Source organism: Algoriphagus sp. AGSA1 (assembly GCF_021390545.1).
GTDB lineage: Bacteria > Bacteroidota > Bacteroidia > Cytophagales > Cyclobacteriaceae > Algoriphagus.
Genome location: NZ_JAJUWR010000020.1, coordinates 68,292 through 84,868, shown reverse-complemented (window position 1 = coordinate 84,868; position 16,577 = coordinate 68,292). Strand labels below are relative to the sequence as shown.

Annotated in this window: 9 protein-coding genes; all 9 read right to left on the bottom strand. The window is 45.8% G+C overall.

Annotated features, from left to right (window positions below):
* Positions 1–34: 34 nt before the first annotated feature.
* The 9 genes from LZF95_RS16485 to LZF95_RS16445 all read right to left on the bottom strand — a co-directional run bounded on the left by LZF95_RS16485 (position 35) and on the right by LZF95_RS16445 (position 16,570).
* Positions 35–1,432, bottom strand: coding sequence for a transposase (locus LZF95_RS16485; RefSeq protein WP_192351555.1), 1,398 nt, complete (start codon positions 1,430–1,432; stop codon positions 35–37).
* Between the two features lie 17 nt (positions 1,433–1,449).
* Positions 1,450–1,656 carry a hypothetical protein gene (locus tag LZF95_RS16480; protein ID WP_192085555.1) on the bottom strand — a complete coding sequence of 69 codons (207 nt, stop codon included), beginning with the start codon at positions 1,654–1,656 and terminating at the stop codon, positions 1,450–1,452.
* A 235-nt stretch (positions 1,657–1,891) separates the two neighbouring features.
* Positions 1,892–2,152, bottom strand: coding sequence for a ZIP family metal transporter (locus LZF95_RS16475; RefSeq protein WP_225586746.1), 261 nt, complete (start codon positions 2,150–2,152; stop codon positions 1,892–1,894).
* A 659-nt stretch (positions 2,153–2,811) separates the two neighbouring features.
* Entirely contained in the window at positions 2,812–3,522 is a 711-nt protein-coding gene (locus tag LZF95_RS16470; protein WP_192085556.1) for an SGNH/GDSL hydrolase family protein, read from the bottom strand.
* An 11-nt stretch (positions 3,523–3,533) separates the two neighbouring features.
* Positions 3,534–6,107, bottom strand: a complete 2,574-nt coding sequence (locus LZF95_RS16465; RefSeq protein ID WP_225586748.1) for a hypothetical protein — start codon at positions 6,105–6,107, stop codon at positions 3,534–3,536.
* Positions 6,108–6,321: 214 nt separating this feature from the next.
* A complete protein-coding gene (locus LZF95_RS16460; RefSeq protein WP_192085558.1) occupies positions 6,322–10,434 on the bottom strand; it encodes a cellulase family glycosylhydrolase in 4,113 nt (1,370 codons plus the stop codon).
* A 147-nt stretch (positions 10,435–10,581) separates the two neighbouring features.
* Positions 10,582–13,989, bottom strand: coding sequence for a LamG domain-containing protein (locus LZF95_RS16455; protein WP_192085559.1), 3,408 nt, complete (start codon positions 13,987–13,989; stop codon positions 10,582–10,584).
* Positions 13,990–13,995: 6 nt separating this feature from the next.
* Positions 13,996–15,486, bottom strand: coding sequence for an L-fucose/L-arabinose isomerase family protein (locus LZF95_RS16450; protein ID WP_192085560.1), 1,491 nt, complete (start codon positions 15,484–15,486; stop codon positions 13,996–13,998).
* Between the two features lie 184 nt (positions 15,487–15,670).
* Positions 15,671–16,570: a DUF5017 domain-containing protein gene (locus tag LZF95_RS16445; RefSeq protein ID WP_192085561.1), complete on the bottom strand. Its 900-nt coding sequence runs from the start codon at positions 16,568–16,570 to the stop codon at positions 15,671–15,673.
* Positions 16,571–16,577 lie beyond the last annotated feature (7 nt).

The window sequence follows — 16,577 nt, the reverse complement described above, 5'->3', positions numbered from 1 at the left end:
TAGCACGCAACGAAAACCTAGTTCTCAAGTTTGGCTAATTTCTAGCATGAAACAATGCGGAGAGGATAGGATTATCTGATTTTTTGAGGGTTTGCATTTTTTTCTGGATGTTTACGAAGTCGGAGAAATTGATTTTTGAAGTGTGGGCCCAGTTTATTGCCCTGAATTGGTTGAGGATGTCACCTGTTGTTGTACGGATCGATTTTTCTGATTTATACCACTTTGGACGGGGGAGGACTTGCGTTTTTGCAGTTTCTGAGGCCAGCAGAAGCATGGAATAGACGGCGGTGAGGAATGCGGGGACTTTTTCACAGGCCTGCTCGGTTCTGACCTGGGCTTCCCCGCATCCCAAAATAGTTTTCTCGTCTTTGAAGTTGACCTCTATGCCCCATCTCCAGAGATAGGCTTGCAGCAGTGTGCCCAGGTCCAGCTCCGGTTCGGTACAGACCAGATAGGCCGGATCCCGGTAGAGCAGGCGTGACTTGAGAGTTTTGCGGTAGGAAACCGGACGGATGATAACCAGTTTCAAATCTTTGTTTCCGGCTTTTCTCCAGCGGACAGTCGGGATAACTTTAAGCTGAAACCCGTGAACTTTTCCAGCCGCCCATGCCTGGACTTTTACCCAGGAATAGTCATCGGACTGGCGGATTTGCTCGGGAGTCGGAAGCGGTTCTCCGTAGACTTTTTTCCGTCCCTTACCGGATGTGGGAGGCTCTGGAGGCAGGTAGAGGCTACAGTCTTTCCGGATTCTGCCGATCAGAATGGTGTTGGCAGGGAGCTTTTTCAGAACCGCTTCGTTGGTATAGCTTCCGTCCACGCTGACCACCAGTTCCTTGTCGGTAAAGCCATCCTGATCGAGATTTTCACGCAAGAGCCTGATCCGTTGGGCACCGATGACGCTGAGCTTGGCTTTTTTCTGGGTTTCACGGAACAGTTGCCAATCCTGTTCCCCTGCCGCTTTACCGGGCTTTTTTACACTGGGGCAATGATGTAGATCAACGGGGATGGCCCGGGCCTGTACCGGGCCCATTTTTGAAAAACAGGATAATGAAAGCTGGATGAACCGCTGCCCCCAAACCAGATTAGTCTGGAAAGGTGGGCCAAGCGCATCCCTGAGCCAACGGGCACCAAACACGTTTCTTCCTTTTTTTGGTAACAAGGTGTCATCCATGTGGGCAAAAACATACCGCTGTACCGGATCGGCCAATGTGACAACTTTCCTTCGGATGACACCGAAAATCCCGGCAATATCCATCCTGTCCCCTTTGAAAAGGCGATAGGCGGCCGACCAGTCCTTAAACTGATCACCACTTGCGGTCAGCCAACCTGTAATGGTGGAACGCCCCATACAGGAAAGCACCCCGTTGACCAGCCTTGCGGCTCTTTGCCAGGTGCGAAACTGCTTGAAGCAGGATTGGCATTCTAAGAAAATCCCTTCCAGTACTCCCTTCAGATCTTCTCCGGGAGTTTTTTTTTAAGGTCCGCTACGGACTGGTCACTGCGCTGCAGAACCAGTCTCTGGTGGTCGTCGATGATCCACTCCACTACTTCTCCTTGATGAAATTCGATGGCCTGGGCAACGGCAGCAGGAAAATTGACATACCACTGTTCGCTTTTTGCTCTTTTGATGAGTTGTACTTTGGTTGGATATCCCATATCTAGTTTATTAACTAGATATAATAATCTCAAAAAAAGGCCATAAATCCAAATTATGGCCTTTTTATTTTAAGTATCTAGTAAATAGCCAAACGAAAACCTAGTTGTTACCTGCTGGCTTTTTTTAACTCATTTCTGATAATTTTAAGACTCGATTATCAACAAATATTTCGGGATCAACTTTTCTTTTGTATAAGCTTTCCGTTGTCCATTTCAATTTTTTCGATTTCGCTAATCATTTTTTTAGATTAACTGAGCGGTTTATTTTGTCTATTAAATAAAAATCGTCTTCGTAAAAATCCTCCTCTTTTAGAAGTGACCAAAAACTTGCAGCAATCATTACCCCTGCAGCAAATCCAAGCATTGAATTAAGAACCCTTTTGTTTATTGATTTGAAAAAGAAAACCATTGATGAGCCTGCTGCTGTAACAAACCATGTGAATAACGTAGCTACTAGTGCTAATAATACAGGATTATAATTTAATAATTCTTCCATATCCCATTCATCATGTTTTACCAATAGTAATCAAATATTATTTATCTATTGAGTTTATATTTAATGTAGGATTAGCCTTAATCATACTTTAAGATGATAAAATAGATTATCGGCAATAAAAGTTTACGGTCAACAAATTTCCATTTGTCGCATTTAGTCTTAATTCAGGATCAAAAGGTATCGATCATATCCGGATCTATGTCCGGAAGAATGGTAAAAGTTAGTGCAGTTCGCAGGTCCTTTCAGTCTCTGTACTTGAGGGTCTCAGGCGATAAAGAACAGGGGAAAGGAATAAAATTATATAATCCCATCACGCAGGCTGGCTACTTCACTAAAATAATTTGCCATGGAGTATTTTTATAAACACACCTCATTCCTTCCCAAAAGCCCTGTTTCCCGATACGCTTCGTAACAGCCCCTCCTTAGAAGTGTCCCCATGACATTATCTTAAGCACCGGTTCTAGGGTGTTTTTTGGCGAAAACCAGAAAGCTATCCACAATATAGGGATTTGCCATGGAAATGGCTGGAGTTAGGAGGAACCTGTCGATCTCTGTCACTGGTCAGTTGGAAAGGAAATTAAATACTATATCTGATTATTGATTGCTCATGGCGGCAGGAAGCAGCAACTCTTAAAGCTGGTTTTTTTCCCGCCGTACATTCAAAACCATTTCACAATTTCATCGGCAATCAGTTCGTGTCCCCGGCGGTTGGGATGATTCACATGCGACATGTAGGCTTTGATATTTCCTTCTTCCAGAGCCTTCTTTTGAAACTCCGCAAAGGGATCTGCCAGTCCTACGCTGTATTTGGCCGCTAGTTTTCTTATCTGCTCTGCATGCTGTTCGAGCTGATTGTCGTGTGCCAGGATATCGTGTCGCTGGTCAGGCGACGGTGTCACGAGAATCACCTTGAGGTTTGCTTCCAAAGCCTCCCCTATCATTTTTCCCCAGGCCACTTCGGCTCTTTCCAGGCCAATGCCCAGATCATTCAGCGCATAGTCGATAAACAACACATCAGGTTTATGTGGCAGCACATCCGTGGCCACACGCGGCTGCCCTTTCTCGGAATACTCTCCGCCAATGGCCGTCACGATGACGTTCACCACTGCATGCGGATACATTTCTTTCACTTTCCCAAGTACAATATTAGGGTAAGAATCAAGGGTATGGACCTCAGAATTGTGCCAGTACCCCGCCGGTACAGAATGCCCGTGAAAGACCAGATTGATCGTCCTGTTGTTCGGCCAGCGAGTGGTCAGTTCCTTTTTAAGGTCTGAAAGATAGGCGGCGGTATCTGCCCCTTTTTGGTCCTGCGACACAGAATATCCGGACATCAGGAAAATCAAAAACATGAAAATTATTGTTCTCATTTTAAAACTGTTTACCAAGATACCACCAGCTCGCCGGTCACACCTTCCACTACATAACTGTTGCCAAACTCTTTTTTACCTTTTTTCGATGATATCTTGCCTGTTTTCCAGGGATACCCACTATTCAGGTAGAAACTGATCTCATCTTCCTCGATTCCTTCGTCGGGATATATCCTCACAGTGGCATTTTCGAGTCCCGTAACCTGCAGCCTCCGGGTAACTCCCATTTCGCCGGAATGCATTTCTTTACAAGATACTATTCCGCTTTCTTGCCGCACAAAAACGCGGCACTCGCGGTTCCATGCCGTAGGAAAAGAGTAAGTCGCAAAACCATCTTCCAATTCCGTATCATAGCCCAACAATACAGGCGCTCCCTGACCAAATTTAAACCGGTGATCAACGGTAGTGTTAGGCACATATCCGGCAAAGAAAAAACCATTGTTGCTGCGTGAAATGCTCAACACCGGACTCTTTATCGCAGGATTAAGTTTGTCAACGGCATATTCCAACCCGAATTCTTTGAGCACATACCGCAAGTAAGCGGGCCCTGTGAAATATTTTGTCGGATCATCAGGCTTCAGCAGCCGCTCTCCTTCAAAATGGCTGGAGTTGGTTCCACGCAGGTAAACGATCCTCCCTTCTTTCCAATCGGGATCCTGCCTCACCCAGAGTACATCGCGCGAATGACTCCCCTGCGACATTTTTACCAAAACACGCGTATGCGGATCCTTGCTGTCATTTATCTTGCTTCGCAAACCGCCACCAGAAAACAAGGCATCGTGGCGGATCATTTTCGGAAATTCCTCTTTCAGAATATCATTTTCATAATTTCCTGAAATACCAAATTCTCCTTCGAGCGGGTTTTCATTCCTTAGATTGATCAGCGAAAGAAACTCCTGACCGGCAAAATCCGCCGGGCCATAGACGATTACCTTCCCACCGTTTTTCACAAATCCCATCAGTTGTTTTTCATACTCTGATCCTGCATCCGGGACAATGCTTATCAAAACCGATTCTTCGAATAACTTCGGCTGGTTTTGCAGAGCGGATTTGAAATTCCCGGTAGAGATCACGGTATTCAAAGGCAATCCGTTGTTAATGGCCTGGCGGATAAACCAATCGCCATAGTAAATTTCGGCTAGACGGCTTGGCTGCATATGTGTCCACTGATGATATTCTTCAAAGGGATATACCCAAACCAAGGGGCCTGGAGCCGTAGGTGCGTCATACCTTGCTTTCATGATATGCGAAATTACCTCGTCAGGAACCTGAGTTGGCATATTCCCAAAAGAATCATCTATTGTTAAAAAGTTCAAATGCGTAGGTAGTCCCACTTCCCCCTTACCGTTGATCCGGGCAACCGACATGGGCAGATAAATATCATGAGGCTCCCGGCCATAGCGATCGAGCCAAGGGCTGTTGAGCCACCAGGGATCGTGCGTGTAGTACCGGAAAATATAACGGTCATCCGGTAGCTCTGCCATCCGTGACAAGTATCCTACCAACTCCAGTCCAAAATCGCCGTCAAGTGCCGCCCAAGGGGAATTGGGAGGCGGTAATAGGTTAAAATCACCTTCATAAATCGCCTTTAGATCTACGCCGTCTTTCGCAAGGTCAACACCTGTGGAAAGATTTGTGCCGCGGGTCTCGATCCTGAAATCAGGACATTCCTTGCGAAACAAGCTCCAGAAGTCAATGATTTTTCTACGGGTATCTTCCAGCTTATCCGCATTGAAACCGTTACCTGTAAAAATTGTTCCTGTAGATGCCCATGGCTCCATGCCAAATCCAAACCCATTGCTGAACCAGATATAATCAAAGTCCAGGTCAGACAGGAAATGCTGACTTTGGCGCCCAAAGAAAGTACCAAAAGGCATACCTTCGGGAATGCCCTCCGGAAATCCGGCATAGGCAGCGTCATCGGCATTCAGTGTAGCATAACTGAACACAAATGACTTGTGACCCATCGCGCTACCTTCCAGTATTTCCGGATGCTTTTCATACTTGAAAGGTGATTTGGCAAATTCGGGTCCCGGATCAAAGGTAGCTCCGATCCTCACGGGTTTTCCGGTGATTGCCTCTCCTGTCTCTTTCAATGTTTTGACAATAAGTTTTAGATCTTTATAGGTGAAAGCCGGGGGATTTTCCATGTATAAATAGGCTCGCTCGTGAAGCGACAGCTCTTTTGGTCCTGACCCAACCTCATGTACCGTGTTCGGGTTTCCTATATATTTCGACCACTCGAGCGCCTGGTTAAGATCTCCAGAGTAATCGAGTATCTCCGAGCCATCTGACGTCCATAGCATCACTGAAACGGTATCGGCATGTCTGAGCAAAGAATGCCACTGTGTAAACATTTCCGCCGCCACTTTTTTAAAGTAGGCTTCATCGTTCTGCTTGAAAGGCTTTAGGGATGCTTCCAGTGTAATGTTGTGAAACGGAGTTCCTTTTAGAGATCCCTCTACCAGCGGAAGCGGATTCTGTGCAAAGGTTTTATTGGAAAGGCCGCCAAATCCCTCCAGCAGCAGTATACTCAACACTAATACTTTTACTTTTAACATAGGTACATTTACATTTATCTGCATTGCAAAAAAAGGTTTATTCAAGGGCTGTCAAAGCCGTTGAAGACATGGTATTTGCCACTGAAGATACCAGGGGCTTTGTTTCATTTCGGGATTGACCTCGATTTTCCGCTGCGAAAATGGAACTGATTTTCCTGATGGCGACAATACCGAAAAGCAAAGGGTTTTCCACTGCCATCCAAGGATTTTTTTTCTGTTCTTTATTAGTGACATAGCTTTATTGTAATCGGATCATGAACTTGCTACTTACCTTTTCTCCACTCCCGTAGTTATATAAAGTGACAACGTAAAATCCGGGAAGAGTACCTTCTAACCTTACTTCAACAGCTTGTAGACCTTTTGTAAATGAGCGGGACTCATCCCCCAGCCTTTTACCAAACATATCAGTAACCGTAATTCTGCCCCGGGTGTCTTCCGGGACATCTACTCCAATGGACATGAGTCCCCCTTCATTTTTGTAAACTGTCAATTTGCTTTCCATTCTGTCATTGAACATCGCCGTAATTATTGGATTCAAAAGCACACTGTCCTGAGCTATCTGCGGGCTGTCCGGTGACAAGGTGATGTAATCTATCTCTACCACATTACCAAAAGAAGCCTGACTCACCGGGCTGGGCACATCGAACCGGATAATCCTGATATGGCTTTTTCCCGTCCACGACGCTTCCTCGCTCAACTCTACGGTATATTCTTTATAATCTGAATGGTTAGCTAAAATATCAAACTCGACAAAATGGGCAACATTGTCACCTACCGGCCCCCACCAATAAAATCTGGCTTTCGAGTCACCGGTTACGTTTTTCATTTTAATGGTGGCATATTTATAGACACTTGGATCTATTGGTTCCGCATCTGGCACATCATACCGGATGTTGTGGTAGGTTTGAGCAGTAGTGAGCGAAAGAACACTGTTGGAGGTGCTTGCATTCGTATAATTCACAATATTCCAGCCCTCTACCTTGTTGTTTACCACGGGCTCCTCAAAATGCCAAGTGTAGGCTTGGATTTCTGGAATAGAAGAGAGTAATTTAACCTGATCGACACGGACGTTTTCACCTAGCGATGCGGTGCTTGCCATAGCAGGCAAATCAAAACGGATAATACGGATACTGGTCTTTCCAGTCCAATCGGTATTTTCGCTTAGATCTACAATGTATTCTTGGTAATCCGTATCGTTAGCCGAAATGTCGAACTCCACAAAATTGGCAACATTGTCACCAGCTGGCCCCCACCAGTAAAATCTAGCTTTGGTATCCGGCGTCTCATTTTTCAACTTGATAGAAGCATATTTACTGTGGGACGGATCGATCACATTGCTTGCGGGCACATCATATTTAATGTGTTGGTAGGTCTGGGAAACGGTTAAATTCAAAATTCCATCCGCTGAATTAGCATTGGTATAATTCACAATGGTCCAGCCATCGATGCGGTTATTTTCCACTGTTTCGTCAAATTCCCAGATGTGCGTCTGATAATCTCCCTGCCCTTCACATTCAGAGTTAGCTGTCTTATATAACTCCAAGGTGGCCATTTGCGGCCGATCAACACCACTGATAGGCTCTACCGCCAGCCTATAGCTTCCCCACCTCGGACCCGCCGCCCAATAGGTACCATTTATGCAATTTTCCTGCAAGTAGGCCAGCATGTTGTCGAGCGCAACCAGCCATCTCGGATCATCGTCCGGCACCCCATATTCTCCTATAAATCCTCTGAAACCGTTCTGTTTAATCCAATTTACAAATGGTGCGGTTCTGGTAATGCCTATGTTTGGGTTGGCCCCCTCACCGTCATAGTCTTGGTCGTATTTCCCCGAAGCATCATCGTCAAAATAGACATGCCCTTCAAAGATCAGGTTGTCGGAGGGGTCGTTCAGGTTTTTAAGGTTATCGCTTGCCGAAGGCCATCTTTCTGCCGAACTCCAGCTGTCTCCGGCCACAACTATGGTCGTTTCTGCATCTACATTCCGAATCTCGGTAATTATTGCCTGGGCAATGCCTGCCCAGGGAGTCGTGTGCAACATCCCGTGGGGCTCGTTCATGATGCCATAGCCCCATATGTTCTCTCTCGACTTAAATTCGCCGGCAATCTTTCCCCATACATCGGCAACGGCAGACACGGGCAACGCAGGATCTCCGATGATATATTCGGTGGTATCAATTTTCCTGCGGCCGTAATTGTGCATATCCAGCAATACCCACATTCCCCTGGCCCGTGCGGCGGTCACAAAAGTTTTCATCCTGCTCAGCTCCACGACATTCAATGGCCCATTCAGCTGCTGCTGAATCCGTTCCCATTTAAAGGGCAACCTTATCAGATTCAAGCCTTTAGATTTAAAATAATCCAGTTCTTCTTTTGTGGGATAGCTATAATCCGAGCCATAAACACCCGGCATATCATCTCCAAACTCGGCTCCGGCAAGGTTTACTCCGAACGGCGAGGGCAACAAAGGCGCCATGGGTTGCACAGGTTCCGGTTCCGGCTCCGGCAGCACTTCTGATGACATCTTTATGTAATCGATCTCGATCACCTTACCGTAAGACGAGGAATACAACGGGCTGGGCACGTCAAAGCGGATAGCACTGATAGTCCCTTCCCATCTCGTATCCCTGCTCAAATCGATTTTGTATTCCTTGTATATGGTATCATTGGCTGATATATCAAATTCTACAAAGGCAGCAGTGGCCTGGCTTCCCCACCAATAAAACCGCGCCTTGGTATCGGCAGTAGTGTTCTTCAACAGGATAATAGCTGTTTTACTTTCGGCAGGATCAATCGCATTCCCTGCAGGAACATCGTAGCGGATATGGTTGTAGGTCTGTGTACCCGTGAGATTTAATATTCCATTGTCTGTACCTGCATTGCCGTAGTTGACAATTGTCCAGCCTTCCACCTTATTGCTCACCACGGGGTCTTCAAACTCCCAGACATGGGTTATGCCTACATCGGGATCGTCCATTGCTCCGGTGCGTAGACGAAATTGGCGGGCGACAGGTTTATTGATGAGGTAAATTTCGTTTATAACGTTTACCAACTGTTGCTCAATAGTGCTTTCAGCAGGTTTGTTGATCAGGTAGCTATCAAAAAGATTTTTATTGTGCGTATATTTTAGATCATTTGTATTCTTCAGGGTTTCAATATAGGTTTCAATATCTTCAAAAGTGCCGTGTTTCACCGAATCAGGCAGGTAGTTAATCTCCACTCTTCTTATATCCCGCAGTTTTCGCTGGAGGGACCGGAAAAAGACCGTTTGTTCCCTGACCTGCTCGGCCTGTTTATATTGAGGTGTGTTTTTTTCCAGTGCCAGATTGACGCCGGTCGCCAGATCTTCATGGGAGTAATTGGCGATGAAGACATCGTCAATAGTCAGGGCATATTCGCCTACGGGCAATGCTTTTACCTTGAGAGTTTCGGCATTCAGTTCCTGCATAAAAGGAACCAGCTCCAATGCTGAACTTGCCTCCGGGGCAACCGGAAACGGAAGGCTGTTGGCCAGGTAGGAAAAAGAAATCAAACTATCAGAAGCCTGAAAGTTCTCAATACTGCAGTTTTTACATGGTTTTAATGTTGCTGCATCTATTCTGATAGATCCCACTGTTCTTGGAGCACCTGTTTGCTTGAGGAACTGGTATGCCATGATAAAATTCCCGGGAGTGCCGGGATGAATTCTGTCGTTGCTGATCAAAGTAGCTTGTGGGTTCCCTACCTGTATCTGCTGGTTCAGGGTGTTGAGGATACTCCAATAATCTACAGTCTTCAGGTTATATTCTGTCGCCAACTCATCGATGACATCGGCGCACTGCTTTAGGGCATCGTTTACACCATACATGTTTTGGGCAGGTAGGTCGCCTGTTTGGTCGTATATGGACGGCTTCTGCAAAATCACCTCTGTATTGGCCGCCAAAAGACGTTGGATCACCGTCTCCATATAACTCCGATAGTCGCTTATCGCCCGTTCCTTTTTTGTTTCAATATCAGGATCTCCCTGATTTTCTTCCGAGTACAGTGCCCGGTTCACATCGTTCATACCAGCCATTACGACCGAATAACCGGCCGGTTTGTCAAGGATATCCTCATCCATGCGACGCAGGAAACTGTTGGCATTGTCTCCCCAGATCCCGGAATTATAAAAGGTAACATTTGCCTCCGGAAACCGGGTTGCGTAGTAGAGCATGATGAAGTTGTGAAATTCACCTGAATGGGTGATGCTGTTGCCGACAAAGTTGACGTGATCACCATCCTGAAAGACTACTTCATCTGTACTCTGGGCGCAGCAGACGTGATAGCTTACCAGCATCGCCAGACTGGCCAATAAGGCTGCTTTTCTAAACATATACAGATTATTATGAGTTGAAACTAAATATATAATAATAAAGAAAAGAAGAGGAAGAAGACCAATCACATCATTTCACTGTCATTAGTCCTGTGGCCCTTGCTTTCCCCTTACTTATATTGCTATCAATTGCTCCTAGAAATGTCTTTATTTCTCTGTTGTGGCCTCGTATTCTCCCCAACCCTCCTGCAAAAGAAAGTACACTCGGCAGAAATGTTTTTTGCTCCAGTGTTCTCTTGCCAGTTCGAGATAAGGACCGCGCTTCCGGAAGCTTTCTTCTTTTTCCACCGCACGGTCTTCCATAGCTGTCAGTGACTTCTCGAGATCAGCCAGCCACTCTTTGTCCACTTTTACCTTGCCGCCGGAAATACCCTGAGGAGTGTCCGATGAACTGACAAATGTTCTTAGCTCATATGGAGCGAGCTTCAGATGTAAAGTTTTGGACTTTGCATAAACCTTATTTTTCGCAGGTTCCTGTATTTTTCCTGTTTCATTCAATCTTATGCTGATTTCCACAGCTGCAGGAATGGTATTCAGCACGTAGAAATACAATTTTCCATCAACAATCTTTTGTCGTACCCGCACCGGGTCAGCAAGACCGGGGATATCTTCAAATTTCGTCGCCGGCAAAGCCTGAAAAGCTTTCGAAAATTCCGACAGCTCTTTTTCCATCCCAAAAGTGCCCACCACATAGCCTCCTTTCACGATGCTTGCAGCATCGAGATTATTGAGTGCAATAACATAAGGCTCCAGACTATGGAAGCCGGAGGCATTCAAAGTTGATGCCCTCCAAACCATTTCACTTACCCCCATTTCAGTGAGTCCTTCCATCGGTTTTTCCCGTCCTATTGCATCTTCCCAATAACGATCATGGATCGTAACACGAATGTTTTCCAAGCCCTGCATGGAAGTCACCATCTCCGGGGCGGTCATTACCGTGCGGTCTATATTGGGAATGGCGGGAGGATAATGTGAACGCTTCCATCGAAGATCCGCCGGCACCAGCGTATGGTTGATGACGATGTTCTTTTCGTTTTTATATAGGGCGGGATCAATGCCCATTTCGCGCATTACTTCTACCGGAGGTTCATTGAGGTAGTCTGCAAGTCGCTGATTGTGCATCAGGTGAACAAAAACATTGAGCTTGAGTTTTAAATCCGGACGATAAGCGGCCAGTTTTCTGCCCATCGCAGCATAATGCTCATATAAGATTTGGCACCGCCAGTCGATCCAGGCTTTCTTGGCTTCAGCATTTCCCATAATCCATTCAGAGCTTTTCCTAAACCGACTGGTATCACCGGAAACGTACCCGGGAATTTCAATACCGGAAGCTTCTTGAAAGCGCTGTAAATTAGAATCGTTATAACCGGAAGCCAGAGAGCCAAAGGTGAAGAGTTTAGGCTTGGCCATTACAAGAGAAATTCCGTCAAAAGCAGGTTCCTTCGCATAGCGCTCCGCAATTTCCATGACAATAGTATCGACAGCATGCATTACCCTCGGATCTGCAGCATTGAAGTTGGGGTCGTTGCCATGCCAGTAGCCGTACCACAGTTTTCCGTCTTTGTTGATGTTGATGACCGTTTCTTCACCGCTGTTGATTCTTTCCCAATCAGCCAGTGCATATTTATTTAATCTGGGCAGGGTATGGATGTGCAGGCCGGCGGTAAATTTCATATTTTGTTCACCCAGACGCTTGATGAGGTATGCCGGGTAACCATCAGGATGTGGGCGTTGTCCGCCTTGCGCGCCATCAATATCTGGCTGGAAGGGCTCTACCGATGTCCCATATAACGGCCCTGCATACCACGCCAGCGGGTATTCAAACTCCTTCTGCCCCATGGAATGCAGGTATTGCATAAGGCGATCGGTAGCGATAACAAACCCCTGATGGTCTCTTCCCGACCCAAAGTTGTGGAACAGCACTGGGTCTTCATAATACAAGCCGCTGCTACGGGAAGGTACACTTCCGTGGAAATTGCTCTCCGAGGACGCGACTTTAAATTTATCAATCTTATAAATTTTGATGTCTTTCACTGCCGCCGGATACCCCTTTTCCGCTGTCATAAAGACAAACGCCTGTTTTTTCGAACGAGGCCAAAACACGATCTCAAATTCTTTATCAGCATTAGTCAACGGGTATTCTTCACCGGTTAAGACACCGGTATGCGATTGGAAGTCTATGGCGCCATTGAAATGCTGCAGCATAATTTCCATGGTCCGCGGTTTATCATCCGGATAAGTGACGATTGCCAGGTGCGGCTCTCCGACTGCATCTACTTCAAAATCCATTGCAAACCGGTCGTTGAAATGCTTTCCAGCCTCCCTATAACTGCCAAAAGAAGTTTCACAAACAAGGGTGCCTCCGGATTCTGCAATAGGCTCTTTTTCAGTAGCTTTTACATGAGAGACCAATTGATAGCTCCAATCCTGCGCCACCGCCTTTTCTTTACTTTCGAAGACATGAAGCGGCGTAACGGTTTGTTTTCTTTGGTTATTCTCAAGGTATGTGATGGTGAAAGAAAAAGTACCTGTTTTATCTGTTTTCACCGGAATCTGCAGGGTTGTATGACTCGATTTTTTCAGCGACTGCTCTTCCAAATCAGCCTTAAACAGTTCGTCCCCATTGTGATCGGTGAGCGTGCATACGATGTTCGTTAGTGCTACCGGATGATCCGAAGGGTTGACGAGTTCCGCAGTCAGAATATTCTCCTTGCCTGCCGGAATAAAGGGATCTTTAACCGAAATTTGGGCAGAGAAATGCCGGTATTTAAGGAATTCTTCTCCCGCTTCTACTTCTGTGAATTCTCGGTTGTAAATAGTAAATTCGTCGATGGCAACATGCGATGCTTCTTCTCCGCCGGCGTTACCTGCACCTATAAAAAAGCTGTCGTAGCTTTTGGGAATCCACCGTGGCATCCATCCGGTAGATGCGGCTTTTCCGTCCACATAGATAAAAGCGCCCTTCTTCACATTCCAGGTGATGGACAGGTGGTGCCATACATTTCCTTTCCAAGAGTCGATCTTGTGATAATAAATGAAGGAATCCCTGGAGTCTTTCAAGCTGAAACGAATAAAACGGCCTGGAAAAAGCTCAATCCGAAAATTGTTCTCACCTGCATCTTTTGGACCGTTTTCTGAAAATAGCGTCAGGGGCCCTTGCTCTGGCATTTTGTCGCCTGTCTTCAGCCAGAAGCTGATCGTTCCTTTTTCTTTATCCAGATTTTTCAGCGAAGGATATTGCAATACTTTGCCCGCTTCAAAAAAAGCAGCTTTGCCGTCCACACCAGAGATCAACTCCGGAAAATTTTTGTTCAACGGATCGTTTCCCCCCATTGCAAAGGGTGAAAAACCTTCTTCAAAATCAAGAAAAAACAGCTTTTGCAATGGTTTTTTCGCAATGCTATCGTCGGCGGCTATATTTCCGGAGAATATAATAAAGACTAAGAAAATAATTGTACGAACTGTGTTCATGTTCAGATGTTTTGATGTAGGAAGGCCAAAGCCTTCCTTGGAGGTGAGCTCTGCTCCGGCCTTAGGGATTGCTTTAGTCTTCACAATTTGCTATTCAACTATAACTGCTTCAATGTTTAAGTATTCAGCGATCTTCCTGATCGTCTTCGCATGGTGACCTACTCCCAATGCAAAATGATGGGTTGGTCCTTCCTTGACCCATTTCGTAAGAAAGGTCCTTACATCCGGTTTAAAGTAACCCCGGGTATTGGTATTTCCTGTTGGCGGTATTGGACCTTCCACCGATTCTCCTTCTGCGATAACAAATTTGAATTTGCCCTCATAAGTGGAGGTGATGCTCAACATCGTAATAGGGCCTTCCTTGATTTTAAATTCCACTCCTGCACCAAAACCCGGCTTTCCATGATATTTCTTCAAGCTTCTCAAAACCGGTTTACCTTCCGCAATGGAAATATTATGCGGGCCGTCGTGCCCTACAAGAATAAAATTCTCCTTAAAATCAACCGGGTGAAATTCTGCGAAGCTTCCGCCGATCCTGAGCCTGTCCATAATGAACATTGCCAGACAGCATTTCAAATCGGATTCGCCGCACATGGGAAAACCAGCGCTCGTCAGCAGGGAGTTGCCTACGATTAGATTAGACATTACCAACTGGGTGTCGCTGTTTTCCTCTCCATTATAATAATAGGCAAGCCCGTCCAGCTCCTTATCTTCCACAAATTTTTTCAAGGCTACCGATACGCTCGCCGCGACCTCCAGGTCTTCCTGCTTAAGTTTTTCCGAAATCGGGTCAGAAACCGGATCCGGCGTATCAAAAAATGCGAGTATGCGCTGCTCTTCAGTTTCTATTTCATTTTCATTTACTTCTCTCTGGTATTTGGTGACGATCTCATGGGCTTCACACTGCACAACGTGCACCCCAAAATGCGCTGTGAGCATGGTGGAATCAGAGTGCATATCGAGCATGGCTTCAATAGGATGTCCTATATGTCCGATGCGTGCTGTTTTTAATCCATTTAAAACCCTCGCAATGTTGCAATATTCTCTGATCTCCTTTTCCGACTGAGGATCATCGTGCAACGTACCAATGATGACTTCAGGGACTTTTTTTCCCATTCTCACCGCAACACCGGTAAACTCCGGCAAGGAGCAGACGTCATCGTTGTAAAGTTGCATATAAGTTGAGGCCTTTGAATAATCCATTGCCTTGTCTGGCTGTAAGGCCACCAATACGATGGGTACATCCAGGTTCTTGATGATGACACCGAATGTGCTGGAGGTGGCGTAGGTGAGCATGTCACAAAAAATGAGATCCAGATTGGCTGCTTTAAGCTTTGGCACAAGGTCGTAAGCGCTTTTTGCGTCGTCAACCAACCCAAATTCTATTATGTCTGCTTTATTTTTCTTTAATTTCTCTACAAATACGTTTTGTTTTTCCAGCAAATCTTCCAAGAGACCGTCGAATTGCGCCCAATATTTGAAATATCCGACCCCAAAAACACCTATTCTGGGAACAGTTTCCTCCCTTCTTACCACCTGTCCGTTCATGCCGACCTGTTCCCCTTTTAATAGTTCATTCATAATTCTTTGTTTAAGCTATTTTTATATTATTAACGCACTAAGTATTATTCTACATTCCAATCCAATTCCGTATTAGCCATGGTGTTTTCTTAAAACACCCCGTTTGCTTATTCTAAATTTCCCTTCCTATAGGTCAAAAAGATTACCCGGAAGAACTTTACCCGCTAGTACATTGGCGTTTTTCCTACTCAACCGTAATCGTAAACTGCCTGATCACCTCTTTATGGTCATCTACAGTGTAGTTTGATCCCATGAACGTCACGGTGTATGTTCCCGGAGTATTGTATACAAATTCATACCCTTCCAGCGCGTTCGAGCCAATGTTCTGAATAGGGAGGCCTGTATCCGGCGGAACCTTGGTGAAGTTCAGTGCTTTGGTGATCATCCAGTCTTCACTCTGCGGCGCATTGAAGCCTCCACCGATGATGTATGCTTGGGTATTGTTGTTTCTGAGGATCCATTGAGAGGCATCGTTGAGAATGCTAAACGTAGACCAGCTTGCAGAAGGCATCGTCACTACCGGCAGCGCATTGCCATCGTCCATAACCGTATTTGCCACAAAATCGTGGATTATCCAGTTGCCCGGAATATGAGTATCACTAGTCTCACCTATAAATTTGAATCCGAAATACAAGGGTTTTCCAGGGTCAATGTACCCGCTCAGATCCAGAACGCCCGAGGGAGTTATGGTGGTGTTAGAAGCAATATCGGCTTTCTCAGTAATATCTGTCCAAGTAGCATTTACCACACCGGCAGAATCCATGGAAGCCAGGTCGGCAGTCACCATAAGTCTTAGAGAACCGAGTTGGGTTCCCCCACCTCCGTACTGAGTCACCAGTTCAATCTGCGGAACGCCGTCCTTGATTTCCGTCCTGTTCCGGAATTCATAGTCTGCGCCAGGAAGACCGGAATAAAAGGTAATGTTACCGGCATAACCGGTAAAAGCGAACCTTACTGTATCTCCTGTTTTGTAGACAGGCCCCGCCTGCAATTTTACATCAAAGTCAGGAGCATCTACCTCTAATCTGTATTCACACGAGAACAAAATGATCATCAACGGTATAAATGTATTTAAGAACTTCATATCTGTC

Excerpts from the sequence above, each read along its gene's own strand:
- LZF95_RS16470 (WP_192085556.1), bottom strand. The coding sequence starts at position 3,522 with ATGAGAACAATAATTTTCATGTTTTTGATTTTCCTGATGTCCGGATAT.
- LZF95_RS16475 (WP_225586746.1), bottom strand. The coding sequence starts at position 2,152 with ATGGAAGAATTATTAAATTATAATCCTGTATTATTAGCACTAGTAGCT.
- LZF95_RS16450 (WP_192085560.1), bottom strand. The coding sequence starts at position 15,486 with ATGAATGAACTATTAAAAGGGGAACAGGTCGGCATGAACGGACAGGTG.
- LZF95_RS16460 (WP_192085558.1), bottom strand. The coding sequence starts at position 10,434 with ATGTTTAGAAAAGCAGCCTTATTGGCCAGTCTGGCGATGCTGGTAAGC.
- LZF95_RS16480 (WP_192085555.1), bottom strand. The coding sequence starts at position 1,656 with ATGGGATATCCAACCAAAGTACAACTCATCAAAAGAGCAAAAAGCGAA.
- LZF95_RS16445 (WP_192085561.1), bottom strand. The coding sequence starts at position 16,570 with ATGAAGTTCTTAAATACATTTATACCGTTGATGATCATTTTGTTCTCG.
- LZF95_RS16465 (WP_225586748.1), bottom strand. The coding sequence starts at position 6,107 with ATGCAGATAAATGTAAATGTACCTATGTTAAAAGTAAAAGTATTAGTG.